26 protein-coding genes and 1 tRNA gene are annotated in these 26,706 nt (G+C 69.8%); 9 read left to right on the forward strand and 18 right to left on the reverse strand.

The window, feature by feature from the left end; translation table 11 throughout:
• Window positions 1-38 precede the first annotated feature (38 nt).
• Window positions 39-842: a helix-turn-helix domain-containing protein gene (locus tag AB0C75_RS12605; protein WP_362889854.1), complete on the forward strand. Its 804-nt coding sequence runs from the start codon at window positions 39-41 to the stop codon at window positions 840-842.
• A complete protein-coding gene (locus AB0C75_RS12610; RefSeq protein WP_362889856.1) occupies window positions 839-1,627 on the forward strand; it encodes a helix-turn-helix domain-containing protein in 789 nt (262 codons plus the stop codon). The genes AB0C75_RS12605 and AB0C75_RS12610 overlap by 4 nt, the downstream gene beginning before the upstream one ends.
• An 82-nt stretch (window positions 1,628-1,709) precedes the next feature.
• On the opposite strand, the gene AB0C75_RS12615 is transcribed toward AB0C75_RS12610, so the two are convergent.
• The 5 genes from AB0C75_RS12615 to AB0C75_RS12635 form a co-directional block, all read right to left on the reverse strand.
• A complete protein-coding gene (locus tag AB0C75_RS12615) occupies window positions 1,710-2,153 on the reverse strand; it encodes a peptidoglycan-binding domain-containing protein (protein WP_362889858.1) in 444 nt (147 codons plus the stop codon).
• A gap of 283 nt (window positions 2,154-2,436) precedes the next feature.
• Window positions 2,437-2,664 carry a hypothetical protein gene (locus AB0C75_RS12620; protein ID WP_362889860.1) on the reverse strand — a complete coding sequence of 76 codons (228 nt, stop codon included), beginning with the start codon at window positions 2,662-2,664 and terminating at the stop codon, window positions 2,437-2,439.
• Between the two features lie 86 nt (window positions 2,665-2,750).
• Entirely contained in the window at window positions 2,751-3,635 is an 885-nt protein-coding gene (locus tag AB0C75_RS12625; RefSeq protein ID WP_362889862.1) for an SDR family oxidoreductase, read from the reverse strand.
• Window positions 3,632-4,585: an alpha/beta fold hydrolase gene (locus AB0C75_RS12630; RefSeq protein WP_362889863.1), complete on the reverse strand. Its 954-nt coding sequence runs from the start codon at window positions 4,583-4,585 to the stop codon at window positions 3,632-3,634. Before AB0C75_RS12630 ends, AB0C75_RS12625 begins: the two co-directional genes overlap by 4 nt.
• Window positions 4,582-6,102, reverse strand: coding sequence for an NAD(P)/FAD-dependent oxidoreductase (locus AB0C75_RS12635; protein WP_362889865.1), 1,521 nt, complete (start codon window positions 6,100-6,102; stop codon window positions 4,582-4,584). Before AB0C75_RS12635 ends, AB0C75_RS12630 begins: the two co-directional genes overlap by 4 nt.
• Before the next feature lie 169 nt (window positions 6,103-6,271).
• On the opposite strand from AB0C75_RS12635, the gene AB0C75_RS12640 reads away from it, so the two are divergent.
• The gene (locus AB0C75_RS12640; RefSeq protein ID WP_362890085.1) at window positions 6,272-6,901 is read left to right on the forward strand and encodes a MerR family transcriptional regulator; all 630 of its coding nucleotides are present in this window, start codon (window positions 6,272-6,274) and stop codon (window positions 6,899-6,901) included.
• Between the two features lie 69 nt (window positions 6,902-6,970).
• On the opposite strand, the gene AB0C75_RS12645 is transcribed toward AB0C75_RS12640, so the two are convergent.
• The gene (locus AB0C75_RS12645) at window positions 6,971-7,786 is read right to left on the reverse strand and encodes an exodeoxyribonuclease III (RefSeq protein WP_362889867.1); all 816 of its coding nucleotides are present in this window, start codon (window positions 7,784-7,786) and stop codon (window positions 6,971-6,973) included.
• A gap of 49 nt (window positions 7,787-7,835) precedes the next feature.
• On the opposite strand from AB0C75_RS12645, the gene AB0C75_RS12650 reads away from it, so the two are divergent.
• Complete coding sequence (locus AB0C75_RS12650; RefSeq protein ID WP_362889869.1) at window positions 7,836-8,327, forward strand: GNAT family N-acetyltransferase; 492 nt, start codon at window positions 7,836-7,838, stop codon at window positions 8,325-8,327.
• Here the strand turns inward: AB0C75_RS12650 and AB0C75_RS12655 are convergent.
• Entirely contained in the window at window positions 8,324-8,458 is a 135-nt protein-coding gene (locus AB0C75_RS12655; protein ID WP_362889871.1) for a hypothetical protein, read from the reverse strand. The two genes, AB0C75_RS12650 and AB0C75_RS12655, sit on opposite strands and share 4 nt — an antisense overlap.
• A 306-nt stretch (window positions 8,459-8,764) precedes the next feature.
• Between AB0C75_RS12655 and AB0C75_RS12660 the strand changes: the two genes are divergently transcribed.
• A complete protein-coding gene (locus tag AB0C75_RS12660) occupies window positions 8,765-10,216 on the forward strand; it encodes a glycosyltransferase family 39 protein (RefSeq protein ID WP_362889873.1) in 1,452 nt (483 codons plus the stop codon).
• A 59-nt stretch (window positions 10,217-10,275) separates the two neighbouring features.
• Here the strand turns inward: AB0C75_RS12660 and AB0C75_RS12665 are convergent, their stop codons facing one another.
• Window positions 10,276-11,061 carry an SAM-dependent methyltransferase gene (locus tag AB0C75_RS12665; protein WP_362889875.1) on the reverse strand — a complete coding sequence of 262 codons (786 nt, stop codon included), beginning with the start codon at window positions 11,059-11,061 and terminating at the stop codon, window positions 10,276-10,278.
• Window positions 11,062-11,223: 162 nt separating this feature from the next.
• A complete protein-coding gene (locus tag AB0C75_RS12670) occupies window positions 11,224-11,562 on the reverse strand; it encodes a hypothetical protein (protein ID WP_362889877.1) in 339 nt (112 codons plus the stop codon).
• Window positions 11,563-11,836: 274 nt separating this feature from the next.
• Here AB0C75_RS12670 and AB0C75_RS12675 point away from each other — a divergent pair, with 274 nt between their 5' ends.
• On the forward strand, window positions 11,837-12,103 hold the full coding sequence (locus AB0C75_RS12675) for a GntR family transcriptional regulator (RefSeq protein ID WP_362889879.1): 267 nt from the start codon (window positions 11,837-11,839) through the stop codon (window positions 12,101-12,103).
• A 66-nt stretch (window positions 12,104-12,169) separates the two neighbouring features.
• Here the strand turns inward: AB0C75_RS12675 and AB0C75_RS12680 are convergent.
• From AB0C75_RS12680 to galU, 7 genes are all read right to left on the reverse strand, one after another.
• Window positions 12,170-12,243: transfer RNA gene (locus tag AB0C75_RS12680), tRNA-Ala, on the reverse strand.
• An 87-nt stretch (window positions 12,244-12,330) separates the two neighbouring features.
• Complete coding sequence (gene glpR, locus AB0C75_RS12685; RefSeq protein WP_362889881.1) at window positions 12,331-13,506, reverse strand: gephyrin-like molybdotransferase receptor GlpR; 1,176 nt, start codon at window positions 13,504-13,506, stop codon at window positions 12,331-12,333.
• A gap of 124 nt (window positions 13,507-13,630) precedes the next feature.
• On the reverse strand, window positions 13,631-14,251 hold the full coding sequence (locus AB0C75_RS12690) for a GNAT family protein (protein ID WP_362889883.1): 621 nt from the start codon (window positions 14,249-14,251) through the stop codon (window positions 13,631-13,633).
• A 17-nt stretch (window positions 14,252-14,268) separates the two neighbouring features.
• Window positions 14,269-14,742, reverse strand: coding sequence for a MogA/MoaB family molybdenum cofactor biosynthesis protein (locus AB0C75_RS12695; RefSeq protein ID WP_362890087.1), 474 nt, complete (start codon window positions 14,740-14,742; stop codon window positions 14,269-14,271).
• A gap of 194 nt (window positions 14,743-14,936) precedes the next feature.
• On the reverse strand, window positions 14,937-15,440 hold the full coding sequence (gene moaC / locus AB0C75_RS12700) for a cyclic pyranopterin monophosphate synthase MoaC (RefSeq protein ID WP_362889885.1): 504 nt from the start codon (window positions 15,438-15,440) through the stop codon (window positions 14,937-14,939).
• A gap of 125 nt (window positions 15,441-15,565) precedes the next feature.
• Window positions 15,566-16,876: a gephyrin-like molybdotransferase Glp gene (gene glp, locus AB0C75_RS12705; RefSeq protein WP_362889887.1), complete on the reverse strand. Its 1,311-nt coding sequence runs from the start codon at window positions 16,874-16,876 to the stop codon at window positions 15,566-15,568.
• Between the two features lie 4 nt (window positions 16,877-16,880).
• Window positions 16,881-17,783, reverse strand: coding sequence for a UTP--glucose-1-phosphate uridylyltransferase GalU (gene galU, locus AB0C75_RS12710; protein ID WP_362889890.1), 903 nt, complete (start codon window positions 17,781-17,783; stop codon window positions 16,881-16,883).
• A 106-nt stretch (window positions 17,784-17,889) separates the two neighbouring features.
• Here galU and AB0C75_RS12715 point away from each other — a divergent pair, with 106 nt between their 5' ends.
• Window positions 17,890-18,555, forward strand: a complete 666-nt coding sequence (locus AB0C75_RS12715; RefSeq protein ID WP_362889892.1) for a 5-formyltetrahydrofolate cyclo-ligase — start codon at window positions 17,890-17,892, stop codon at window positions 18,553-18,555.
• 155 nt (window positions 18,556-18,710) lie between these two features.
• On the opposite strand, the gene AB0C75_RS12720 is transcribed toward AB0C75_RS12715, so the two are convergent.
• Window positions 18,711-20,321: an MFS transporter gene (locus tag AB0C75_RS12720; protein ID WP_362890089.1), complete on the reverse strand. Its 1,611-nt coding sequence runs from the start codon at window positions 20,319-20,321 to the stop codon at window positions 18,711-18,713.
• Between the two features lie 534 nt (window positions 20,322-20,855).
• On the opposite strand from AB0C75_RS12720, the gene AB0C75_RS12725 reads away from it, so the two are divergent.
• Window positions 20,856-21,872 carry an AsnC family transcriptional regulator gene (locus AB0C75_RS12725; protein ID WP_362889894.1) on the forward strand — a complete coding sequence of 339 codons (1,017 nt, stop codon included), beginning with the start codon at window positions 20,856-20,858 and terminating at the stop codon, window positions 21,870-21,872.
• A 6-nt stretch (window positions 21,873-21,878) separates the two neighbouring features.
• Here AB0C75_RS12725 and AB0C75_RS12730 read toward each other — a convergent pair whose 3' ends face one another.
• Entirely contained in the window at window positions 21,879-24,623 is a 2,745-nt protein-coding gene (locus AB0C75_RS12730) for a penicillin acylase family protein (RefSeq protein ID WP_362889896.1), read from the reverse strand.
• Between the two features lie 278 nt (window positions 24,624-24,901).
• Here AB0C75_RS12730 and AB0C75_RS12735 point away from each other — a divergent pair, with 278 nt between their 5' ends.
• On the forward strand, window positions 24,902-26,458 hold the full coding sequence (locus tag AB0C75_RS12735; protein ID WP_362889898.1) for a potassium/proton antiporter: 1,557 nt from the start codon (window positions 24,902-24,904) through the stop codon (window positions 26,456-26,458).
• Window positions 26,459-26,706 lie beyond the last annotated feature (248 nt).

Genomic DNA, 26,706 nt, shown 5'->3' on the forward strand with positions numbered 1-26,706 from the left:
AATATTTGGTACCAACAGGACGCATCGGGGGAATCCACATGGCGCAGTGGAAGGAGCTGCCGCCGCACATTGCCGGCAGCGAACGGCAACTGCTGGGACATTTACGCCGATTGAAGGACCACAGCGGTCTCAGCCTGGCCGCCCTGGCCGGCCGCACCGGCTACAGCCGATCCTCATGGGAGCGGTATCTGAACGGGAAGAAGCCCGTGCCACGCAGGGCGGTCGAGGAACTCGCCCAGGCGTGCGACACGGAACCGACACGGCTCATCGCGCTGCACGAAGTCGCCGAACGGAACCGCACCAAGGCACCCGAGAGACAGACCGACCCGACGCGGCCACCGAAATCCGTACCCACGCAGGCGCGGGAACCGGAACCGGAACAGGAACAGCCGCAGGGCAGGACGGCCGGAACGCCGGGCCGCACGGTGCGCCTGCGGGGCATGCTTCTCGCGCTGGCTCTCGCGGTCGTCGTGTCCTTCGGCGCCGGACTGCTGGCGGCTCGGGCCTGGGACGACGACACTCCGGCGGCCACGACCGGTGGCTCGGCGGCCGGGACCGGGTATCTGCGCGGCCAGACGTACACCTGCGAGGTGCACCGGAAGGACGGCCGGCTGCGGGCGGGCCACAGCGACACCCGGGAGATGCTGCTCGACATCAACAGCACGGGCTTCGACGTGGTCGAAACGCAGTGCCTGCTCCGCGCGAAGGGCTTCAGTCCCGGCGTCTTCGACGGGCTGTACGACGAGCGGACCAAGAAGGCCGTCACGGAGTTCCAGCGCAGTCGCCACCTGGTCACCGACGGCATCATCGGGCCGGACACCTGGCAGGAACTGCGCGGATGACGACCTCGGTGTGCGAACAACTGGCGGAGGAACTACGGGCGATCAGAGCTCGGTCCGGGCTGAGCCTGGCCGCACTCGCGTCCCGTACCCCGTACAGCAAGTCGTCCTGGGAGCGGTACCTCAACGGCAGGAAGCCCGCCCCGCGTCAGGCCGTCGCGGCGCTGTGCGGAGTCACGGGGGAACCATCCGGCCGGCTGCTGGCGCTCTGGGAGCTGGCGGACGCCGAGTGGAGCGGCCGGGCAAGGCCCGCACCCGGGCCGACCGCAACGCCCGGCGCCCGCCGGGACGCCGCTCCTCGTGCCGACCGACGCCGGTGGAGCGCGGCCGTCACGGTTCTCGTGGTGGGGGCGGTGGCGGCCGGCCTGGGCCTCCCGGCCCTGCTCGGCGGGAAGCCGGAGGGAGGGTCGAGAGGCGCGGCGGAGCCGCTGGTACGGAACCCGGGCTGCAGGGCCGACGCGTGCGAGGGCCACAACGCGGTGGCCATGGGATGCGGCGGCGCCGGAATGATCACCACGCTCGCCACCCACACCGCAGCCGACGGACGACGCCTGGAACTCCGCCATGCCGAGCTCTGCCACGCCCTGTGGGTACGGGCCACCGGTCTGACACAGGGCGACCGGATCGAACTGACACTGCCGACCGGGCGCGCGCAGCAGGCAGTGGCCGATGGAAGCGGCGCGCCCGGGGGATATCTGGCGACGCCGATGGCCGCGGGCAACAGCGGTACGGGCACCCGGATCTGCCTGAACAGACCGGGCAGCAGCCCCGAATGCTTCGCGGGCTGAACCCGGAGGCCGGCGTCGTACGTGCCGGAGGCCCGGCCGGCCTCCGGCACGTACGACGGTTCAGGCGTCGATCGGTGGCTGATCAGGAGTTGCAGTACCGCGCGAGCGCGGCCTTGGTACCCGCCCCGGCGACCCCGTCGATCGCTCCGGTGTAGCCCCAGTTCGCCTTCAGCCAACGCTGCAGCGCCTTCACCGTGCCGCTCCCGACGACCCCGTCGATCGAGGCGGTGTAGCCGTAGTTCGCCTTCAGGAAGCGCTGCATCGCCTTCCAGCTGCCGGTGCCGAGCTGGCCGTCGATGGCGCCGGTGTACTTCCAGTTGGCCTTCAGGTCGCGCTGGAGCTTCTTGGCCTGCGTCGCGTTGAGGCCGAGGTTGACCACCGCGAGCGGGGTGGCGGCCTCGGAGATCGCCTCCGCCTTCGCGGACTGACCGGTCGCGGCGAAGCTCGTCCCCGCTGCTGCCACGCCTCCACCGGCGATGGCGATCGCGGTGGTGACACCCACGAGCGTCCTTGTGATGATGCGCATGCTGGTTCCCTCTCCCACGTCGTCGATCCGACCGTGGCGGCCGGTTCGGGAACCAGATTGCGGGGCGGTCAGGAAGCATTTCCACAACCGCCGAAAAGTGACGCGCCTCTGGGACGTCCCATGCGCTGACCTGCGGAAACAATGCCTGTGGTGACGGCTTGGCGGGACGGTGGGACGAGCACGGCGGACCCGGACCGGACACCTCGTCCGTCCCACGCGGAAAGGGGCGCTCCCGGACTCACCCGGGAACGCCCCTCGACACACGACGCTCAGAAGCGCGAGGTCAGCGGTCGAACTTCTCGCGTACGTCGTCCGCCGCACCCTTCGCCTTGTCGCGACCCTGCTCGGACGCCTGGCGGGCCCGGCCGGACGCGTCCTGACGCCGGTCCTGGCCCTCGCCCTGACCCTCGCCCTGACGCCGGCCCTCGTCCTTGCCGCCCTTGGCCTTCTGCTGCTTGGCCTGGTCGGCAAGCTCCTGCGCCTTGTCCTTGAACTGGTCTGCGATGCCCATGCCGTTCACTCCTATGTGGGTGCGTGGGGTCGGCCCCGGTGGGACCTCGCTCAGACTTACACACCCGGACATTCATCGCATTTCGATCATCCTTGCGGGACTCTGGCCTTCCGGTCCGCCTCGCCACCGGCCCCCACGAACCCCTTGCCGACGCCGTCGAGCCTTGGTCCGAACCGCTTCATCTCACGCTGCCCGACAGTCCCTGTCACCATCGGCAGGTACCCCCGGACCGACTGCATTCCCCGCAGCCACCACTGCGCGTACACATGCGCGGAGCGCCGCTCGATCCCGGCCACGATCCGGTCGACCCCAGGACCCAGCGGATACGTACGGTTCGTCGGCCACGGCAGCCGCTGCCTCAACTCCCGCATGACGTCATCCTCGTCCGCGCCCCGCACCATGTCCGTGTCGGTCCAGGACAGATAGCCGACCCCGACCTTCACACCCCGGTGTCCGACCTCGCCGCGCAGGCAGTGCGCGAACGCCTCGACCCCCGATTTGGAGGCGCAGTACGCGCTCATCATCGGCGCCGGGGTGATCGCGGCCAGCGACGCTATCTGGAGGAAGTAGCCGCGGCTCTCCATGAGTACCGGAAGGAAGGCCCGCGCGGTCACCGCCCCGCCTATCAGGTTCACCTCGATGACCCGCCGCCACGCCTCCGGGTCGGAGTCCACCAGCGGTCCCCCTATGGCGATGCCCGCGTTGGCCACGACGACGTCGATCTTCCCGAAACGCGCCTTGACCTCGTCCGCGACCCGGCTCATCGCCGCCTGGTCGGTGACGTCCGCGTACCAGTGGCCGCTCGACGCGTGCAGCCGCTCCGAGACCTTCCTCAGCTCGTCCGGCTCGAGGCCGACCAGCGCCAGCGTGGCACCCCGCGCCGACAGCTTGCGGGCCAGCAGCTCACCCACTCCCCGCGCCGCACCCGTGACGACGACGACCTGACCTTCGAGACTCCGCCTGCCGCTCATGCGACCTCCTCCTCGCTCACGGCTTCCGCCGTACCGCTGCCCGCGTCTTCCACAGTGACGTACAGAGCCACGAGTTCGCGCAGCTTCCCCGTGACCGTCCCGGGCGCCTCGACCGGCGTCATGTGGCCCATGCCCGCCAGCTCGGTGAGCCCGAGGCTCTGCGGCAGCGCGGCCTCTATGGCCCTCGCGTGCACCGGAGGCGTCAACCGGTCCTCCGTGCCCGCGATCACCGCCGTCGGCAGCCGCAGCTCCCGTACGCGCGCCTCCAGGTCGAGCTCCGCGAGCACATGCCCCCAGGCGACCCGCGCCCCACGAGGACACGCATGGACGATCTTCGCACAGAAATCCACCCGTTCCGGGACAGAACCACGCCCCATGGTGGCGTACTTGAGGATCGCCCTGGACACCGCGTTGACCGGCCCGAGCGGTGCACGCGCACCGAGCACGGCCGCGGTCATCCGGGTACGGAGGGCGCCGGCCCGCAGCGGAAGCACCCGGGACTCCGCCGTCAGGCGCGAACTCCCCGTGCTGCACAGCAGTACGGCCGCCCCGTGCTCCCGTACGGCGGCGCGGCCCCCCGCCGCCATCAGCGTCATCCCGCCCATCGAGTGGCCGCCGAGCACCGCCTTCCGCCCCGGCTCCAGGGTGGCGTTCAGGACCGCTTCGAGGTCGTCGGCGAGCGCACGCGTGCTGTATCCGCCGGCACCGGGCTCGGGCGTACGGCCGTGGCCACGCTGGTCGTAGACGACGACCCTGTGGTCCACCGCGAGTTCACGCACCTGGGCGTCCCAGAAGCGGGTGTTGCAGGTCCAGCCGTGGGACAGGACCACGGCCGGGGCGGCCTCGGGTCCGTGCAGTTCGACATGTATGCGCGCGCCGTCCGCGGACACCACGCTCAGCTCGCGTACGGGTACGGGCGGGGTGTCCCCCCGCCGTGTCAGCCTGCTCATCGTGCGGCCTCCTCGGTCACGGCCCGCACCGCGGGGCGGGTTGCGGGCGGGCGGATCACGTCGTACTCACCCAGGTCGACCGAGCGGGTGGCCCGCCGGAATTCGGCCGTGGTGCCGGGCCATACCGTGGTGTTGCGCCCGTTGGGGTCGAGGTACCAGCTGGTGCAGCCGCCGGTGTTCCAGACGGTCCGCTTCATCCGCTCCTGGACCCGCCGGTTCCAGGCGCCCACGGCGGCGGGCCGTGTGTCGAGCGCGACGCGACCGCCCAGGACGTCCAGCTGGCGCAGAAAGTCGGCCATGTAGTTCAGCTGGGCCTCGATCATGAGGATCATGGAGGAGTTACCGAGCCCGGTGTTGGGGCCGATGATGGTCATCCAGTTGGGGAAACCGGCCGCGGTCGCGCCGCGCAGTGCCTGCATCCCGTCCTTCCAGGCCTCGGCCAGGGTGATGCCCTCGGCGCCGACGACCCGGCTCGCGATCGGCATGTCCGTCACATGGAAGCCGGTACCGAGGATGATCACGTCGGCCTCGGTCTCCGTACGGTCGGAACCGACCAGCGTGGAGCCCCGCACCTCGGAGAGGCCGGAGTCGACGACGTCCACATTCGGCTGCGCGAGCGCCGGGTAGTACGCGTTGGAGAGCAGGATGCGCTTGCAGCCGATGCGGTACGAGGGGGTCAGCCTGGCCCGCAGCGCGGGGTCCTTGATCGCCCGCGCCATGTTCGACTTGGCTATCCGCTCGACGAGCCCCAGCTGGTCGGGATGCTTGGTGAAGGCGCCGACCTGCAACTCCCTGATTCCCCAGAGCAGTCCGCGCCGGGCGGTGGCCGTGAAGGGGAACGTCCGGTGCAGCCACTTCTCGGTGCTGCTGATGGCCCGGTCCATGCGCGGCATCACCCAGGGCGGGGTCCGCTGGAAGAGGGTGAGCCGGCCGGCCTTGGGCTGGACCTCCGGGACGATCTGGATCGCGGAGGCGCCGGTGCCGATCACGGCGACGCGCTTGCCGCTCAGGTCGTAGTCGTGGTCCCACCGGGCGGAGTGGAAGACCTTGCCGGGGAATTCGGCCAGCCCCGGGATGTCGGGCAGCTTCGGGTCGGAGAGGGGACCGGTGGCGGACACGACCGCGTCGGCGGTGATCGTGGAGCCGTTCGCCGCTTCGATCACCCAGTGCAGCTCGTCGTTGTCCCACCGCATGACGGTGACTTCGTGGTTCAGCCTGAGGTGCGGGCGCAGTCCGAAGGTGTCGGCCACATGCTCCAGGTAGGCGCGGATGTGCTGCTGCCCGGAGAAGGTGCGCGGCCAGTCGGGGTTGGGCGCGAACGAGAACGAGTACAGGTGGGACGGTACGTCGCAGGCGCAGCCCGGATAGCTGTTGTCCCGCCAGGTGCCGCCGACGGAGCCGGCCCGTTCGAGGACCAGGAAGTCGGTGACGCCCTCGCGGCGGAGCCGGACCGCGGCTCCGAGGCCCCCGAATCCGGATCCGATCACCGCCACTCGTACATGCTCGTGCTGGGCCATGCTGCCGCCTCCCCGCGGTACGTGACACGACTCTGCCAGCAATCACTGGCATTGTTGGGAGGGTAGAGCAGCTCCGTACTGATGGGTAGGGGGCGCGGCAAGGAAAGTTACCGGCGGTACGACATAGGGTGCGGGTGTGGCTGAAGGAGACGAGCACCGCGAGTACCGCATGGAGGAGCTGGCCAGGGAGGCCGGAATCACCGTGCGCACCCTGCGCTTCTACCGCGAGCGCGGCCTGATCCAGCCACCTCGCCGCGAGGGCCGCATCGCCTGGTACGACAACCACCACCTGGCCCGGCTGCGCACCATCACGGGCCTGCTGGAGCGGGGCCACACCCTCAACGGCATCGCCGACCTCGCCAGCACCTTCGACAGCGGCCGCGATGTCGCCGAGGTGCTGGGTCTGGGCGAACCGAGCGAGGAGACCCCGGTCAGGCTCACGCCCGAGCAGCTCGCCGACTACTTCCAGGACCAGGCGACGGCGGAGAACCTCGCCGCCGCCATGGAGCTGGGCTACCTCGGCATCGACGGCGACGAGATCGTCCACATCAGCCGCCGGCTGCTGGACGCCTCCTCGGAACTGGTGCGGGCCGGGGTCCCGCTGGACGCCGTGCTCACCTCGGGCCGCCAGGTTCGCGAGCACGCCGACGCGCTCGCGGACCTCTTCGTACGCGTCCTGCGCGCCCACACCGCGCAGTCCGAACCGGAGCATCTACGCACACTGGCCCAGGCGGTGGTGGACGCCGAGCTGTCGATGGCCCTGGACCGGCGGCTGCACGAGGACGACGGGCGGGCGTAGACCGGCCGACGCGGACCGGCCGACGTAGACCGGCCGACGTAGACCGGCCGACGTAGACCGGCCGACGGATCAGCTCTCGTAGGAGACAGTCACCGGGGCATGGTCGCTCCACCGCTCGTCATGCGTGGCGGCGCGCTCCACCCACGCCTTCACCGCACGGCCGGCGAGACCGGGGGTCGCCACCTGGTAGTCGATGCGCCACCCTGCGTCATTATCGAACGCCCGCCCACGGTAGGACCACCAGGAGTAGGGGCCCTCCTCCTCCGGATGCTGCGCGCGGACCACGTCGACGTACGACGCCTCGTCGAACACCCGGGTCAGCCACTCCCGCTCCTCGGGGAGGAAGCCGGACTTCTTCTTGTTGGACTTCCAGTTCTTGAGGTCGGCCTCGCGGTGGGCGATGTTCCAGTCGCCGCAGACGACCACCTCGCGCCCCTCGGCCGCAGCCCGCGCCTTCAGTCCCTGGAGATAGGGGAGGAAGGCCGCCATGAAGCGCTCCTTCTCCTCCTGCCTCGGGGTGCCGACCTCACCGGAGGGCAGATAGAGACTGGCGACCGTCACACCCGGGAGATCCACCTCGACATAGCGGCCCGAGGTGTCGAATTCGTCACTTCCCGGGATATCGAATCCACCGAACCCGATCTGGACGCGCTCCGGCTCACGCCGCGTGTAGACGGCCACCCCTGCACGCCCCTTGGCCTCGGCCGGGGCCAACACGACGTGCCAGCCCTCGGGCTCACGCACCTCGTCAGGGAGCTGCTGCGCCTCGGAGCGGACTTCCTGGAGGCAGATCACATCGGCCTCGGTCTGCCCCAGCCACTCGACGAAACCCTTCTTCGCGGCGGCACGGAGCCCGTTCACGTTTACCGTGGTAACAGTCAGCATCCCCGTAGAGTACCTACAGACGCTAGTGCATAGCTGTACTATGGCTCGCATGATTATCCGGCCTCGTCCTTTCGACCACCCTGACGCCGTCAAACTCAACGACCAGGTGCAGCTCGAATACGACGAGCGCTACGGCGACGGGGGCGACATCACACCGCTCGACGCCACCATGTTCGATCCGCCCCTCGGCCTGTACCTGCTGGCCTACGACGAGCAGGACCGCCCCGTGGGCACCGGCGGCTGGCGCAGCCAGGAGCAGAACGACGAGGGGTACTCCGACGGCGACGCCGAGATCAAGCGGATGTACGTGATCCCCGAGGGCCGTGGCCGGGGCCTCGCACGCCGCCTCCTCGCCGCCCTGGAGGCCGACGCCCTCGCGGCCGGCCGCACCCGCATGGTCCTGGAGACCGGCGATCAGCAGCCCGAGGCGATCGCGCTGTACACATCGAGCGGCTACACGTTCTGCGAGAAGTTCGGCCACTACCGGCTGTACGACAGCAGCATCTGCATGGCCAAGCCGCTGGGTCCGGCGTCGATCTAGACCGTGCCCTTCACGAACCCCCGGCCGACGGCGTCCGCGAGCACGAGTGCCGACTGCTGGACCAGGAGCCGCGCGGCGGCCACACAATCGAGCGCTTCGGCGATTCCAGGCGTTAAGAGTGAAGCCGACATGCACGGAATAGAATACTCCGATTAAGGAGAGCGACCTCTCACGCGCTTCGACACCCCTACACCCTATCTGGACTTACAGAGCGCCGCCAATAAAACAAACCAATATCCCCGAGCACCCGATCAAGCCATGAGGGCACTCTGACCATGGACTTCAGGCCACACTGAGGCCTTCCCCTCGGCGATGAGCCCGAAGATCGGCCTGAAATGGATTGTTTTACTTCTGCGTAATAAGCAATCTCGGTTATCGTGATTCCTTTGCCGCCAGACGTGCTCCGACGCCGATATCAGGGGTCAGCGCCGACGCTCATGAAACCCGCCGTCGCTTCCCATCAGCCTTTTCCCATCTGGCTGATTCCGGTGGTGTGGACCGTCGCCCTCGGCATGTGGGGCCTCTCCCGGCAGGCCAGTGTCTGGCGTGACGAAGCCGCGACCTGGCAGGTGGCCCTGCGGTCCACCGAGGACATAGGGCGCATGCTGGAGCACGTCGACGTCGTGCACGGCTTGTACTACCTCTCGATGCATGGCCTCTTCGAGTGCTTCGGGCCCTCCACCACCGTCCTGCGACTCCCGTCCGTGCTCGCCATAGCGGCGGGGGCGGCCTGTGTCTCGCTGATCGGTCAGCGACTGGCGGGCACGCACGTCGGCCTCGGGGGCGGGCTGGTGTTCGGAATGCTCCCGGCCGTGCAGTTCCACCTCCAGGAAGGGCGCCCGTACGCCCTGGTGGCAGCCGGGGCCGGCATCTCGACCCTGCTGCTCGTGACGGTGCTGCAGGGACGCGACCGCGGGCGATACTGGGTGGCCTACGGCTGCACGGTCCTCGTGTGCGGCTACCTGAACTGGCTGGCGCTGCTGATCCTCCCCGCGCACCTGGCCAGCCTGTTGTGGACACGGGCCGCACGGCGGGTCCAGGTGCGCTGGGCCATAGCCTCGACGGCCGCCACGGCTGGTGTCCTGCCCCTGATCCTCTTCAGCATGACCCAGTCCGCCCAGGTGTCCTGGGTGCCGCCGCTGACCTGGCACATGCTCATCGGCCCGGCGGTGCTCCTGGCCATCGGCGGGCTCGGTTGCCTGGTCAGCCGGCCGACGGCTTCGCGGTTGTCGGTGGCGGCCGTCGGACTGCCCCTGCTGGCAGTTCCACAGATCGGCCTGATCGGCCTCTCCCTGTTCCAACCACTCTTCGTGGACCGCTACATCCTGTTCAGCCTGCTCGGTCTGGCACTGCTGACCGGCGGGATCATCGGCGCGGCGGTGCGCGAGGCCGCGCGACGTTCAGCCAAGGCCTCGAGATGGGTACTTCCCGTCGTGATCGCCGTGGCCGTGGTCTCGCTGCTTCCTCAGTCGCTGGCGAAGAGGTCCCCGGCGAGCCGGGTCGACGACGTACTCGCTGCCGCCGAACAGATGCGACGCCTTGAACAGGACGGACGCGGCGTGCTGTTCATACCCGCAGCACGACGGGACACCAGGCTGGTCTCCCCCGACGCCTTCGCAGGCCTGCGGGACATAGCCCTCGCCCGGACGCCCGAGGAGTCCGGCACGCTGAAAGGAGTGGAGGCGAGCCCTTCGCGAGTCCGGACGGCGATGCTCGCCGAGCGACGGATAGTCCTGATCACGGATGCGCCGCAGGTGGCGAGGCCGACGAGCGGGGAGCGGGACCGGACGAAGACCGAGGTGCTCAAGAAGTACTTCACACCGGTGTCCGACGAACAGGTCCGCGGCCGAAGGGTGACGGTGTACGAGCATCTCGCGTCCGCCCCATGACCGTCGGCGGGGCCACGAGGCCGGTCATGGGGACCGACCACCGCTCTCTCCGGCCGTTCTCAGGAGACCCGCGCCACCCCGACGTAGAACCCGCTCCGCTCGTACGCCGGCGCGGGCTCGTCCCGGTACCACTCGGGCGCCGTGACGAGCCCCGGCTCGACGAGCTCAAGCCCCTCGAAGAACGGCTCGACCTCCGCACGCGTACGCATGCGCAGCGCGATGGCGCCCTTCTTGTACGCCGACTCCGTCTCCTGCTTGAGCTCCGGGTGCTGATCGGCGGTCCCGTGCGACAGCACGAGGTAACTGCCCCGTGGCAGCGCCTCGACCAGCGTGCGGGTGATGCCGTACGGGTCCTGCTCATCGGGCAGGAAGTGCATCAACGCGATGAGGGACAGCGCGACGGGCCTGGCGAAGTCCAGTGACTTCGCCGCCTGTTCGAGAATCGCCTCGGGCTGTCGCACATCCGCCTGGATGTAATCGGTCGCCCCCTCGGGGTGGCTCACCAGCAGCGCTTCCGCGTGACGCAGCACGATGGGGTCGTTGTCCGCGTAGACGACCTTGGCGCTCGGGATGACGGCCTGGACGACCTGGTGGAGGTTCGGCGCGGTGGGAATGCCGGTCCCGATGTCCATGAACTGATCGACGCCCTGCTGGGCCAGCCAGGCGGAGGCCCGGTGCATGAACGCCCGGTTCCGCGCGGCGTTGGCGCGCGCCTCGGCGGGAAGCTTCTCCGCGACCTCCTGATCGACCGGGTAGTTGTCCTTCCCGCCGAGCAGCCAGTCGTAGACCCGCGCCGGGTGCGGCTTGCTGGTGTCGATGCTGGTGCTGGGTATGCCGGCAGTCACGATGCGCCCTCCATGCGGAACCTCGAACAGCCACCCCCGCCCTGACTCCACGCGACCCTCAACAGCGGTCACCGACAGGGCGGGTGAGCGAAGAGGCCCAGATTACCGGTCGGTCGCGGCGGCGGACACCGCCGCTCCTCCCCTCCGTCCGCTCCCCAGGGATCACCCATCCACCGGCACCGTCGGGAGCAGACGCATCCCGCGCGATTCGGCGACCCGCAGAGCGTCACCGAGGCATTCAGCGAGTCTGATGCCGGCGTAGCGCACCTCGCTGTAGGGGGACATCGTGTCGCCCAGCACCGCAAGGGCGTTGTCGAGAACCTCGGCTCCCATGTCCAGTTGCGCGGCCTCCATCTCGTCAGCCACCTGCGAGAGGTGACTGCTCTCGTCGTCCGTGACGAGGAAACAGGGCTGGCCGTCAGGGGACGGCCACGGCAGCAGGCGGGGTCTCGTCGCGGCCTGCGGGACGGGCCGGGCCTCGGGGTTCGGCGGGGCACCCATCAGGCCGCCGCCCCCGGCGCGGCGACACCGGCACGGGGGCCGCTGACCGGCCTCAGCAGGCATGCAGAAATCCAGCGGATAAGGTCGTACACATCGACGCTCCAAGCGCAGCGTTGGCCATGCCCCGGGAGGTCTAGCCACCTCGCCGGGGTCTGTCGTATCGACCACACCCGCAACCGCGTCCCCCTGCACCCCTCTGCATTAGTCCGCGTCCGGACGCTGTCCGCCGCTACTTACCTCTGTGCTCTGCGTCATAGTGCACCACTGTTGAGAGATGAGCGATTTCCCGCGCTACGAATACGTCAAGCTTGCCGACGCCATCGCCGCTGATATCGCGTCAGGCACACTCCCGAAGGGCGCCGCACTTCCGGGCGAGCGCGCCATGACGGAACTGCATGGGGTGAGCATCGGGACCGTGCGTCGCGCCATCGTGGAACTGCGCAGGCGCGAACTCGTCGCCACCCTGCCCGCGAAAGGGACGTACGTGATCGGTACTCCGGAGGCAGCCGCCGACACATCGAACAAAGACAGGCCCACCTGAGGGCCAGGGCCTCAAACGACGAGATCCCGCCCGATCTTTCGATCGGACGGGATCTCGTGTGTGCGGTGGACCTGTGGGGATTTGAACCCCAGACCCCCTCGATGCGAACGAGGTGCGCTACCAGACTGCGCCACAGGCCCTTGCAACGAGTGAAACTCTAGCACCCCGATCGGGGTGCTCGGAAATCCGTATCCCGGCAGGTCACCGAGTCGGGTTCGCCGTCGGTGTCACTCGTTGGCCGCGCGCGGCCGGTCCTCGTCGTCGTACTGGTCGAAGAGGGGTGTCCGGCCGCGGTCGCGGGTGCGCCTGGGTCCGTTGCCGCGGCGGCGCGGGGCCGGTTCGGCGTCGGGTGCGGCCGCTTCCTGGTCGGCCCGGGTGCCCGTGCGGGTGGGCTCGGCCGAGCTGGAGCGGGCCGCGCTCCAGGTCTCCGGGTCGCCGACCTCGACCCCGCCCGTGGCGCGCGGGGCGACCGGGGCGGTGACGTAGGTCGGCAGCGGGACCGGCACCGGGTCCCAGCTGTCGCCCTGAGCCGGTCCGCGTTCGCGCTGCTGGTCGACCCACTCCGCGTGGTCCGTCTGCTCGACGAGGGCGCGGCGGCCTGCCTCCTGGGGCGAGACCGTGGGAACGGGCGTGACCGCTTCGGGCTCCTCGTCGGCCTCGGCGGGAGCCGAGGAGGCGGCCTGGTGCCTGCGGGGCCGGTTCTCGCGCAGCCGCTGCGCGGCCACCTCGGCACGGCGCCGGTCCATGGTGAAGACGAACCTGCGGCGCTCCTGGCCGCGCAGATGCACGATGTACGTGCTCAGCAGCACGGCAGGCACGGCAGGCGCCCAGAGGAAGCGGAGTCCACCTACGGCCGCGACGACCGCACCGAGCGTGAACGCCATGAACAGGATCGTGGTGGTACGCCGCCGGCGCGCCAGGACCTGCGAGCGCCGTCGGCGTTCCCGCTCGGTCTCGGCGCCGGAAGGCCGTCGGCCCTCGCGTCGCCCCTCCCGCCGCGCGGGCGCCGGGCGGGAGTCCCGGTCCTGCGGACGCTCCTGGTCCGCGCGGGCGGCGGGAACCGGGGGGCGCAACCGTGCTTCCGTACGGTCCGGGGGCGCGGAAAAGGCCCGGACGTCGACGGACTCCAACTGGTCCGTGACGGCATCCGGGTCCACGTCGCCAGGCGCCTGCTCGGCATCCCGCTCCCGCAGCTCCTTGGCGTAACGGCGCTCCATGGCCGCCCGTCCGGACAGCAGCCGGATGGCGGTGCTGAAGCGTTCCGTCGGACGGGCTTCATTGAGCTCGTCCTGCCTGCGGAGCCACATCGGCACCAAGTAGGCGGCCCAGGCCCCGACGATGACTGCGTAGATGAGGCCGCTGCTGCTCACGCTCACACCGTAGAGGGGTTTGCACGGCGGCATCCGCCAATTGGGCCGGTGTGTCGCACGATCCGGCTGATATCGCGGACTTTTTTTGTGATTGTTCGGGTCAACAGTCGCCGAAAGTGAGGCTGATTACTGTCAGAGAGCGATCAAATTCGAACACTTATTTCATTTCGCCGGGCGTGCGGGGCGAACCCGGTCGCATCCTGCGCCAACGCCGCAGCAACCCGTCGGGGACTTCCTCCGCGGTGAGCGCGAAGATCAGGTGATCACGCCATGCGCCGTCGATGTGAAGATAACGTGGACGTAGTCCCTCCGCGCGGAATCCGAGTTTCTCCACGACCCGTCGGCTGGGGGTGTTCTCGGGCCGAATGCATACCTCGATCCGGTGCAGTCCGACCGTACGGAAACAGTGGTCGACGGCGAGTGCCACCGCGGTCGGCATGACACCGCGGCCCGCCACGGCCTGGTCGACCCAGTAGCCGACATGGCCCGAGCACATCGAGCCCCAGGTGATGCCCGCCACCGTCAACTGCCCGACGAGGCGCCCCTCGTACTCGATGGCGAAGGGCAGCATCCGGCCGGCGTTGGCCTCGGCGCGCAGATGGCGGACCATCTGACGGTAGGTGGGGCGGTGGGCCACCGGGCCGCCCGGGGCGGGCGGCGGGACGGTCGCCTCCCAGGGCCGCAGCCAGTCGCGGTTACGCCGGTTGACCTCACGCCACATGCTCTGGTCGCGCAGCTTTATCGGGCGGAGGGTGACAGCGCCGTCGGTCAGGATCACCGGCCAGGTCCGGACGTTCAGCTCGGGCTCCCTGGTCGGGGGTGATCGCCGCCGCGCAGTTGGTCGACGGCGTGCACCAGTAGCCTGCCCAGGACCGCGAGTCCGTCGCGCACGCCGCCGGTCGAGCCGGGCAGGTTCACGACGAGGGTGCGGTCCGCGATGCCCGCGAGGCCGCGGGAGAGCGCGGCGGTAGGGACCTTGTCCCGGCCCTCGGCGCGGATCGCCTCGGCGATACCCGGGATCTCCCGGTCCAGGACGCGGCGGGTGGCCTCGGGGGTGCGGTCGGTGGGCGAGATGCCCGTACCGCCGGTGGTGACGATGACGTCGTAGCCGGCGGCCGCTCCTGCTCGGAGGGCCGCTTCCACCGGGTCTCCGTCCGGGACGATCTGGGGGCCCTCGACGGTGAATCCGAGACCGGTGAGTGCCTCGGCGATGAGGGGGCCGCCCTTGTCGGCGTACAGCCCGGCGGAGGCACGGTTGGAGGCGGTCACGACGAGGGCGCGGTATCCGGTGGTGGGCGGGGAGCCGACGGTGGTGGGCGGGGAGCCGACGGTGGCGGGCGGGCCCCCGGCGGCCGGGGCCCCGTCGGTGGCCGATTGGCTGTCGGCCGGCCGGCTGCCGGCCCCGGCGTGGTGGCCCCCGGCCCCGGCGTGGCCCCCGGCCTCCGCGTGGCCCCCGGCCTCCGTCATGCGTCGGCCCCGTCCGGTGCGGCGGACCGCCGGTAGTCGCCGGACTTGCCGCCCGACTTCGCCTCGACCCGGACGTCCGTGATCACCGCGCCCTTGTCCACCGCCTTGACCATGTCGATCACCGTGAGCGCGGCGACCGTCACCGCGGTCAGCGCCTCCATCTCGACACCCGTACGGTCCGTGGTCTTCACGGTGGCCAGGATCTCCACCGCGTCGTCCGCGACGCTCAGGTCGACCTTCACACCGGAGACGGCGAGCGGGTGACAGAGCGGGATCAGGTCCGGGGTGCGCTTGGCCCCCATGATCCCGGCGATGCGCGCGGTGGCGAGCGCGTCGCCCTTGGGGACGCCCTCGCCCCTGAGGAGTTCGACGACACGCGGCGACACGAGGACCCGGCCGCTCGCCCGGGCGACACGAGCCGTGACGTCCTTCTCCGACACGTCGACCATGCGGGCCGCACCCGCCTCGTCGATGTGCGTCAGCCTGTTCTGCGTACTCAACTCACTCCGCCTAGCGGTAGGGCGCCGGTTGCCCGCCCGTCGCGCTCCGGAGCGCGCACCAGGGGACCCGGGGGCTTCCCCCGGTAAGGCACAGCGCCAGATACCGTACCGTCACCGCGCCCGGGTCAGCGGAGGAGGACCACCTCGGCTTCCGTGCCGGGCTCGGCCTTCGTGACGTCCTCGGGCAGCACGATCAGCGCGTCCGCCTGGGCGAGGGCGGCGATCAGATGCGATCCGGGCCCTCCGACAGGGGTCACGGTGCCCGACTCGGCGTCATAGGTCCCGCGCAGGAACTGGCGTCTGCCGGCCGGTGAGGTGAGCGCCTCGTCGGCGTTGAGCGTGGCCCGCACCGTCGGACGGTGGACGTCCTCGATCCCCATCAGCGCCAGGATCGCCGGCCGGACGAACAGCTCGAAGGAGACGTACGAGGAGACCGGATTGCCGGGCAACGCCAGCAGAGGCGTGTGGTCGGGGCCGATCGAGCCGAAGCCCTGCGGCTTGCCCGGCTGCATGGCGAGCGTGCGGAAGTCGACACCGCTGCCTGGCTCGTCCTCGTCACCCACGGAGGACAGGGCCTCCTTGACCACGTCGTACGCGCCGACGCTCACACCGCCCGTGGTGACGACGATGTCGGCGCGGATCAGCTGGTCGTCGATCGTGGCCCGCAGCGTCTCGGCGTCGTCGGCGACCGCCGGCACGCGGTAGGCGATGGCTCCCGCGTCCCGCGCGGCGGCGGTCAGCGCGAAGCTGTTGGAGTCGTAGATCCGGCCGGCGGTCAGCTCGTCGCCGGGCTGGACCAGCTCGCTGCCGGTCGACAGCACGACGACGCGCGGACGGGGCCGCACCCGCACCGTCGAGCGGCCGATGGCCGCGAGCAGTCCGATCTGCGGCGGTCCGACGACCGAACCCGCGCGCAACGCCAGGTCTCCTGGGGTCACATCGCTGCCCTTGGCCCGGACATGGGCGCGTGGCTCGACGGAGCGGTGGACGCGGACCTCGCCGCTCGCCCCCTCCGGGGCGTCGCTGTGGGCCCGCATGGCGGAGGCGGGGCCGCCGCCCGTGCCGCCGTCGGTCCACTCGACCGGGACGACCGCCTCGGCGCCCTTGGGAAGCGGCGCACCGGTCATGATGCGCGCGGCCTCACCCGGGCCGACGGACCGGTCGCCGGCCAGACCTACGTCGCCCGCCGCGACGTCACCGATGACGGTGAGCACGGCGGGGAACTCCTCGCTGGCGCCCTCGACATCGGAGATCCGGACGGCGTATCCGTCCATCGAGCTGTTGTCGAAGGGCGGCAGGGAGACCTCCACCACGACGTCCTCGACCAGGACACAGCCCTGGGCGTCGGGCAGTTGCAGCTCGATGGGTTCGAGCGGCTTCACCGCGGCGAGGATGTCGTCCAGGTGCTCGTCCACCGACCAGATGGTGCTGCTCAAGCTGTTACAACTCCTCGTCGACGTAACTGCGCAGCCAGGTCCGGAAGTCCGGGCCCAGGTCTTCACGTTCGCACGCGAGTCTGACAATGGCACGCAGATAGTCGCCGCGGTCACCGGTGTCGTAGCGGCGGCCCTTGAAGACCACGCCGTGCACAGGACCGCCGGTCTTCTCGTCCTCGGCCAGCAGCTGGAGGGCGTCGGTGAGCTGGATCTCGCCGCCGCGGCCCGGCTCGGTGCGACGCAGTATGCCGAAGATCTCCGGGTCCAGGACGTAGCGGCCGATGACGGCGAGATTGCTGGGGGCGTCGGTCGGGTCGGGCTTCTCGACGAGCCCGGTGACCCGGACGACGTCGCTGTCGGCGGTGGCCTCGGTGGCAGCGCAGCCGTACATGTGGATCTGCGCGGGGTCGACCTCCATCAGCGCGACGACGCTGCCGCCCTCGCGCTCCTGGACCTCGACCATCCTGGCGAGAAGAGGGTCGCGCGGGTCGATGAGGTCGTCACCGAGAAGCACGGCGAACGGCTCGTCGCCGACGTGCGGTGCGGCGCAGAGGACGGCGTGGCCGAGACCGCGCGGGTCGCCCTGGCGTACGTAGTGCATGGTGGCCAGGTCGCTGGACTCCTGGACCTTGGAGAGGCGTTCGGCGTCTCCCTTGCGGGTCAGCGCGGACTCCAGCTCGTAGTTCCGGTCGAAGTGGTCCTCCAGGGGACGCTTGTTGCGACCGGTGATCATCAGTACGTCGGAGAGGCCTGCTGCGACGGCTTCCTCGACGACATACTGGATGGCGGGCTTGTCGACGACAGGCAGCATCTCTTTGGGAGTGGCCTTGGTGGCCGGCAGGAACCGGGTGCCGAGGCCTGCAGCTGGAATGACAGCTTTGCTGATCCTGCGGGGCGACTGAGTCATGCCCAGCACTGTAACCGGTGAGTATGGGCGGAAGATGATCGTCCGGTTAACTTCGTCCCCATACACCCTCATAAACGAACTATGCGAGCACCCGTTGAACGACGACATGTCCCGAAAGGCAACACTACGGCGTGATTTGCTCGCCGCACGACGCCTCCTCACCCCGGAAGACGTGAGAAAGGCCGCTTCGGTTCTCGTCCCGGCCACCGAGAATCTTCCCGAGCTGGCCGGCGCCCGAACCGTGGCGGCCTATGTGTCCGTGGGGCGCGAGCCGGGGACCCACGCGCTCCTGGACGCCCTGCGAGCCCGGGGCGTACGCGTACTGCTGCCGGTGCTCATGGCGGACAACGACCTGGACTGGGCCGAGTTCGAGGGCGCGGAGCGCCTCCTGCCCGCCGGCCGGGGCCTCCTGGAGCCGGACGGCGCACGCCTCGGGCCGGGGGCGGTCCTGGACGCGGACGTGGTCCTGCTGCCCGGACTGGCCGTGGACGGGCGCGGGATGCGGCTGGGGCGCGGCGGGGGCAGCTACGACCGCGTACTGGCCCGCCTCGCGTCCGCCGGGGCGCACCCCGCCCTGGTCGTCCTGCTGTACGACGACGAGGTGGTCGCGCGGGTCCCCGAGGAACCGCACGACCACCCCGTGGACGCCGTGGTCACACCTGCCGGAGCCCGGCGCTTCCCGCACAGGGACAGAGGGCCAGGGCGGGAAGGGCTGAGCGGCCCTTCCCGCCCTGGCCCGGACGAAAGGCCCTGGGGCGCGTTTCGAAAGTAGCGCCGTCCGCCCGGAGGGCGGGCCCGGCGGCGTCCGGTGCGTGCGATCGCAAGGCGGAGGGTCGCCCCGATACTGGGTGTATCGGGGTGATCCCGACAACGCGGCGAGCGTGCGTGCCAGGCGTCGCCGGGCATGCGGGACTTTCGAAACCCGCCCTAGTCCTCCGTCCGTGCCACCGAGGCCGGAGGCAGGTCCGGGCTCGCGGCACCGTCCTGCGCGGTGGCGGTCCCGTCCTGCACGGCGGACGGCTTCGTGCCTCCGCCCTGTCGTACGACCTGCCCGGCGGGCACCGCGGCCGGGCGCGGGGCGCGCAGGAGGACGAAGGCGAGTACGGCGGCCAGGAAGGTCAACGCGGCGGCGACGATCAGGCACAGGCGCATGCCGTCGAGGAAGGAGTCGCCGACGGCGGCCCACACCCGTCCCGCCTCCGCGCCCAGCGGCACCCCGTTGGCGCCGCCGAGGCCGTTGGCGCTCACGGCCTCCTCGACGCGGGAGCCCGTCGCGTCCGAGACACCCGCTTCGGCGAGGTGGCCGGGCAGAGCACTGGCGGCACGGCTGGTGAGCAGGGCGCCGAGCACCGCAGGACCGAGGGCACCGCCGACCTGCCGGAAGGCGTTGTTCCCCGCGGCGGCCATCCCCGCGAGCTGGTGCGGGACGGAACCGACCGCGGTCGCCGTCATGGGTGTGGTGACCAGGCCCATCCCGAGCCCGAGCAGGATCAGCCGCCAGGACAGGGCCCCGAAGGACGTGTCGGCCTCCGCGCCCAGCAGGGTCAGCAGCGAGACCGTCACCATGAGCAGGCCGACGGTGATCATGCCGCGCGTGGAGAGCCGGTGCATGAGACGGCCGGCCGGCCCGCTGACGATCAGCGACGTCCCGGTCATCAGCAGCATCCGCCAGGCCGCGTCCAGGGTGTCGAGGTGCTGCACCATCCCGAAGTACAGGCTCAGGACGAAGAAGAACCCGATCATGGCCATGAACATCACCATCGCGACGAGGGTGGTCGCGGCGAAGCCCGGGCTGCGGAACAGGGACAGGTCGAGCATGGGGCTCGCGGAGCGGCGTTCGACGAGCACGAACAGGACGCCGCTGACCACGGCCACGGCGAGCGCCACCAGGACCTGGGCGTCGCCGAAGGAACCGGCTCCGCCCTCGATGACGCCGTAGACGAGCCCGGTGATCGCGAGAGCGGCGGTGATCTGGCCGGGCCAGTCGAGGCGCCGCCCGTGCGGGGCGCGGGAGTCCGCGAGCAGCCGTACGGCGATGACGAAGGCGATCAGCGCGACAGGTATGGGCGCCACGAAGATCCAGCGCCACTCGGCGTGGGACAGGACGGTGCCGGCCAGGACACCGCCGACGGCGAGCGCTCCGAGCAGGCACATCGCCCATATACCGATGTACTTGCCGCGCTCCCGGAAGTCGGGCACGGCGTGACTGATGAGGGCGAGTGTCGTGGGCAGGAGGGCGGCGGCACCGAGGCCGGACAGCGCCTGGCCGATCCACAGGACCTGCACGGTGCCGGCGCTCAGCGCGGTCGCCGCTCCGGCGGCCGTCAGCGCGATACCGGTGAGGAAGACCTTCTTACGGCCGTGTACGTCGCCGAACACCCCCGCTGTCAGGATGAACGCGGCCATGGGCAGGACGAACGCGTCCGAGACCCAGGACAGTTGGGCGGTCGAGGCGCCCAGCGCCTCCTGGATGGCCGGGAGGCTCACCGACACCGTCGTGACCGGGAGGTACGCGACGAAGACCCCCAGGCAGGCCATGACGATGGTGGCGCGGCGGTGGGCGACCGGCGGCGCGGACGCCTGGCGGCCGGAGGCGTTGGCGCCACCCGGCTCGGCGGTCTGGCCCGGCGCGGTGGCCGGACTGCTGTGGGACACGTGGACAGCTCCTTCTGAGCATGTAGCTGCGTGGACGGCCGCCCGGCGACTTCTTCACGCCGAGCCGGACCGCGGGCTCCTGCGCGCACGTCCGTGCGGGCACAGATGACCCGACAGCCTCACCGCGCGCCCTGTCGGGCCTGCGCGATGGTCCGTCCGATCGGAACCAGTTCAGTCGTCAGGACGAGACGACGAAACGGAGCGTGGTCGGGGCGCTCCCGACGCCGTACGGCTCGGGTCTGCCCGCTCTCCCACGCCCGGCCGTCGCGGCGCCGGGCTTCCTTGCCCCGCGCTCCGCGGTACGGCCGCATCTGATTCCGTCGACCAGTCTCAGGCAAGGGGCACCTGACTACCCCCTCCAAACACCCTCTGCGCGGCAAAATTGCACCATGAGTTCGAAAGAGAGATATTCACTCCATGGTCGACCCGGTGGACGCACAAATCCTCCACTCCCTCCAGATCTCGCCCCGGGCGCCGTTCCGCCTGATCAGCGAGGTCGCGGGAGTGTCCGAGCAGACGGTGGCGCGGCGCTTCCAGGCGCTGCTGCGCCGCGGAGTGGTGCGCGTGGTGGGCCTGGTGGATCCGGCGGTCCACGGCCGGGCCACCTGGGTCGCGCGCGTGACCTGCCGTCCGGACCGGGTGGACGCGATCGCTGAGGCGCTGACCCGTCGGCCCGACGTGTCCTACGCCCACCTCGCCTCGGGCGGCGCGGAGATCATCTGCACCCTCCACGCGCCGATCGCCGAGGACCGCGGCCCGGACCTGCTGCCGCGCCGTCTCCAGCGTTCCTCCGGAGTGCTCGGCGTCGACATGTCCCTCCTGCTGCACCCCTTCCACGCGCCCTGGGCACACTGGGCGGGCTTCGGGCCTCCGCTGAGCGCGGAAGCGGTCGCACTGCTGACCGCGCACGAATCGCGACCCGAGACCCGGCCCGGGCCCTCACCGGGCACGCCCGTCCCGCCGAAGGAGGAGGACCAGCCCCTGCTGGCCGCGCTCGCCGAGGACGGCCGTGCGAGCCATGCCCGGCTGGCCCAGCTCACCGGATGGTCGACAAGCCGTGTAGCGCGCCGTATGGAGACCCTGGTGGAGGCGGGGACCCTCTACTTCGACGTGGACCTGCTGTCCCAGCGCCTGGGCTGGAACCTCCAGGCGACCCTGTGGCTGCGGACGGCCCCCGCGCACCTCCACCAGGTCGGCTCCGACCTCGTCCATCACCCGGAGGTCGCCTTCACCGCTGCCATCGCGGGCGAGCACAACCTCATGTGCATCGTCATCTGCACCGGTACGCAGGACTTCTACCGCTACCTGACGACGAGCCTCGCCGCGATCACCGACATCGACGCCTACACGGTCAGCATCCGCGTACGCCACCTCAAACAGGCGGCATCCCTCATCAACCAGGGGCGCCTGGTTTCCTACTCGGGCGGCGGCTGAGGGGCCCTAGGGTTTCTTGAGCGTGAGGGTGTCGACGGTGGACTTGTTCACCGCTTGAGCCCCGAAGGACCAGTTGAGCAGTTCACCGTCGACCCACTTGCCGGTCTGGTCGGTGTAGTGCGCGCTGAACGCGTGTCCGGACGCTCCGGTGAGGTTGATCCAGCGGGACTTGTCCCATTGGCCCACGTTGACGACCATCCGCATCGACGGGACCCAGACGACCTGGTAGCCGCCCGCCGCGTTCCATCCGGTGGCGTCGACGGCCGCCTCGCCGCCGCCGAGGTCCCAGGGCCCCCGGTTGAGTGCCCGCTGAAGAAGGCTGGGGCCCTCCTTGCCGAGCGTCTGGTTGCGCAGGGTCAGCTGGTGCAGCCTGCCCCAGCTCCAGGTGGTGATGTCCTTGCCGAGCTTGGCGGTCAGCTCCCAGCGCGCGTCCTTCATGGCGCGGGCGAAGAGCTCGTCACGGTTGTCGATGGCCTTGTCGCGCCCCTTGGCCGGGACCTTCCACCAGTCGTTGTCCTGGTCGTCCAGGATGTTCTCGACGACCTCGTACCAGCGGTCACCGCCGTCCGGCTGCGCGGCGTCATGGGCACGCTGTCCGCATTCGCGTACGAGCTTCTTCTGCTCGTCCACCGGCCCGGTGCCGGCGACCGGCTCGACATAGATGCAGTCGTCCTCTGCGCGCATCTCCTTGGGGAGCTTGTCGCCGAACGCCAGCTTGAGGATGTTGCGCCAGACACCGTTGAAGTACGCGGCCGCCGCCGAGTCGGACTCCTGGGTGTAGTCCCAGCCCTCCAGCAGCTTCTGCGCCTCGCGGACGCTCTTGTCGGAGATGGAGATCTTCTTCAGCTCGGGCACCAGCTGCGCGGCGATCGCGCTCTGGTTGTCCATCTGCATCGTCTGCATGTCGTCGGTCGAGATCTTCTCGCCGCCGTCGATCTTCGTCTGTATGAGGTCGTTGATCCTCTGGCTGCGGGTGCCGTATCCCCAGTCCTTGGTGAGCATGTGCTCGTAACCCTTGCCGATGACCGCCTGGTTCGCGGTGACGATGTAGCCACGGTCCGGGTTGTACTCGTACGGCAGCTCGTCGAACGGGATGGGGTCCTTCTCCCAGCCGTACTTCGAGCTCCAGCCTGGGCTCGGCCTCGTACCGTCGCCCTGCAGGCGGACCGGGATCGTGCCGGGCGCCTGGTAACCGATGTTGCCGTCGGTGTCGGCGTAGATGAGGTTCTGCGACGGCACCTCGAAGTGCGAGGCGGCCTTACGGAAGCTCGTGAAGTCCTTGGCCCGGTTGAGCTCGAAGACCGCGTCCATGGACTTCCCCGGCTGCAACGCCGTCCACTTCAGGGCGACGCCGTACCCCTCGCCCCGGTCGGGCGCGGAGGTGGTGACGGGGGCCTTCTTGCCGACCTTCTCCAGCTCGGTGTCGCGATCGGAGACCAGGGGGCCGTTGTTGGTCTCGCGGATGGTGATCTTCCGGCTCTTGCCGCCCGCGACCTTGATGGTCTCCACACGGGTGGTGAAGGGCTTGGTCTTTCCGTCGTACTGGTAGCCGTCGGCGGAGACCTTCTCCAGGAAGAGGTCGGTGACGTCCGCGCCGAGGTTGGTGAAGCCCCAGGCGACGTCCTGGTTGTGGCCGATGATCACACCGGGCATCCCTGAGAACGTGTAACCGGCCGTGTCGTACTGGCAGGAGTCCGAGAGCTGACGGCAGTGCAGCCCCATCTGGTACCAGAGCGAGGGAAGCTGCGGTGCCAGGTGCGGGTCGTTGGCCAGCAGTGGTTCACCGGTCGTCGTGTACTTGCCTGAGACGACCCAGGAGTTCGATCCGATGCCGTTGCCACTGGGGCCGAGCAGCGCCGGGATCTGGTCCAGGGTGTCGGAGAGCGAGGAGAGCTGGGTGTTCAGTCCTTCGGTGGCGCCCTCGATCGTCTGCGAGCCGATGTCGTCCGACGGGTTCGCCTCGGGGTCGAACGTGCCGGTGGCCGGAGAGATCCCGCCCTCCTCGACGATCGGCTTGTTCTTCTTGTACGGGTAGTCCGGGTACAGGTCCTTGATCTGCTTCGCGCTGAGCCTGCTGGTCATCAGCGAGCGGTCGATCTCGTCCTGCATGTTCCCGCGCAGGTCCCAGGCCATCGCCTTCAGCCAGGCGACCGAGTCGACAGGGGTCCACTCGGTGGGCTTGTAGTCGTTGGTCAGGCCGAGCGCCGCGTACTCGACGGAGATGTCCTTGCCGTCCTTGCCGTCCAGATACGCGTTCACCCCGGCCGCGTACGCCTGGAGGTTCTTCTTGGTGTCCTCGTCGAGGACCGTGTCGTACTCCTCCTGCGCGACCTTGCGCCAGCCCAGCGTGCGCAGGAAGGAGTCGGTCCCGACCTGGTCGGCGCCGAACATCTCGGAGAGCCGTCCGGAGGTCATGTGACGGCGTACGTCCATCTCCCAGAAGCGGTCCTGGGCCTGGACGAAGCCCTGGGCGCGGAAGAGGTCGCTGTCGGTGTCGGCGTAGATCTGCGGGATCCCGTAGTCGTCGCGTTTGACCTCGACGTCGCCGGAAAGACCCTTCATCTCTATCGACCCGGTGGTCTGCGGGTAGGAGGCCCTGACCGTGGAAACGGACCAGTAGGCGCCATATCCGACACCCGCGACAAGCGCCAGCACCAGGACGATCACGAGCAGGCGGGCGCGTCGCCCCTTCTTCCTGCCGGCCTTCTTCGCAGCGGAAGACCCGGAAGGGGCGGTTGTGTTGGCGGGCATCGCTGTCCTTCGAGGGGCAGGGTGGTCCTGGGAGTGCAGGAGCAACCATAAGCGCCCCGCCGAAGCCACTCGGACGCGGTATGGGGATGCATCCATTTGCGCACCGGTTCGCACGGACACTCGAAGGCGTCAAGAAAACGTTAACGATTAGGTAAGGTAACGAAGTACTGGCCGCCCGGAGGTCGATCCGGAAGGCGTACGCAGGGAAGGAACGGACCCTGACTGTCCACACGCTCAACGAACTTCTGCTCGTCTGCTCACTCGTCCTGCTGGTCGCCGTGGTGGCCGTACGCATTTCGTCCCGCAGCGGGCTCCCCAGCCTGCTCCTGTACCTCGGCATCGGCATTGTCATGGGGCAGGACGGCATCTTCGACGTCAAGTTCGACAACGCCGAGCTGACGCAGGTGATCGGCTACGCCGCCCTGGTCGTCATCCTGGCCGAGGGCGGCCTGGGCACGAAGTGGAAAGAAGTGAAACCCGTGCTGCCGGCGGCAGCCATGCTGTCGACCCTCGGCGTGGGCGTCAGCGTGGGTGTCACCGCGACCGCGGCGCACTTCCTCGTCGGTCTCGACTGGCGGCAGGCCCTCATCGTCGGCGCCGTCGTCTCCTCCACCGACGCGGCGGCGGTCTTCTCCGTCCTGCGCAGGGTCCCTCTGCCCTCCCGGATCACCGGTGTCCTGGAGGCTGAATCCGGCTTCAACGACGCCCCCGTGGTCATCCTCGTGGTGGCCTTCTCCGCCGTCGGCCCGGTGGAGCACTGGTACGTCCTGATCGGCGAGATAGCCCTGGAGCTGGCCATCGGCGCGGCGATCGGCCTCGCGGTGGGGTGGCTCGGCTCCTACGGGATCCGTCATGTCGCGCTGCCCGCGTCCGGGCTCTACCCGATCGCCGTGATGGCCGTCGCGGTGACCGCGTACGCGGCGGGCGCCATGGCCCACGGCAGTGGCTTCCTGGCCGTCTATCTGGCCGCCATGATCCTCGGCAACTCCAAGCTCCCGCACTGGCCGGCCACCCGGGGCTTCGCCGACGGACTCGGCTGGCTGGCACAGATCGGCATGTTCGTCCTGCTCGGTCTGCTGGTCACCCCGCACGACCTGGTCGACGACTTCTGGCCCGCCGTGGTCGTGGGGCTGGCGCTGACCGCCGTCGCCCGGCCGCTGTCGGTCTTCATCAGCCTGGCGCCGTTCCGGCTGCCGAGACGTGAGAAAGCCCTGATGTCGTGGGCCGGCCTCCGTGGCGCCGTACCCATCGTCCTGGCGACGATTCCCATGGTGTCCGGGGTCGACGGCAGCACGCGGGTCTTCAACATCGTCTTCGTACTCGTCATCGTCTACACGCTGATCCAGGGACCGACGCTGCCCTGGCTGGCGAAGACCCTGAAGATCTCCGACGCCCCGTCGGAGACCGCCGACCTCGGTATCGAGTCGGCCCCCCTGGAGCGGCTGCGCGGCCATCTGCTGTCCGTCGCGGTCCCCGGCAAGTCCAAGATGCACGGCGTGGAGGTCGCGGAGCTGCGGCTGCCCGCCGGGGCCGCGGTCACCCTCGTCGTACGGGACGGCAAGAGCTTCGTCCCGGCGCCGTCGACCGTGCTGCACCGCGGGGACGAGCTGCTGGTCGTCGCGACCGACCCGGTGCGCGACGCGGCGGAGGCCCGGCTGCGGGCGGTCGGCCAGGGCGGAAAGCTGGCCGGCTGGCTGGGGACGGGCGGGACGGACGGACCGGACGACGCCGTGGTGGAGGTGCCGGGCCTCGCGAAGCTGGCCAGAAAGCTGGGCAAGGGCGACGAGAGCCGCCCAGGCGACAAGGCCGACGGCAGCAAGGCCGCGCGTCACTGACCCGCGGCGGACTCGATGCAGCCGGGGCCCGCACAGAATCGCAGGTGCGGCAGGGCTGGGGCCTGTAAGATGAAGGACTGGATCTTCTGATCCAGTGACTTACCCACCTGATCGACACCATTCACCAACACCGACCAACGTCGACCAACGTCGACCAACGTCGACCAACGTCGACCAACGTCGACCAACTCTGCCTGACGCAGAGCTGGCGCGACCGTATGGCGGTCGTGGCGTCCTCATCGCCTCCG

The sequence above is a fragment of the Streptomyces sp. NPDC048565 genome, assembly GCF_040650935.1.
GTDB lineage: Bacteria > Actinomycetota > Actinomycetes > Streptomycetales > Streptomycetaceae > Streptomyces.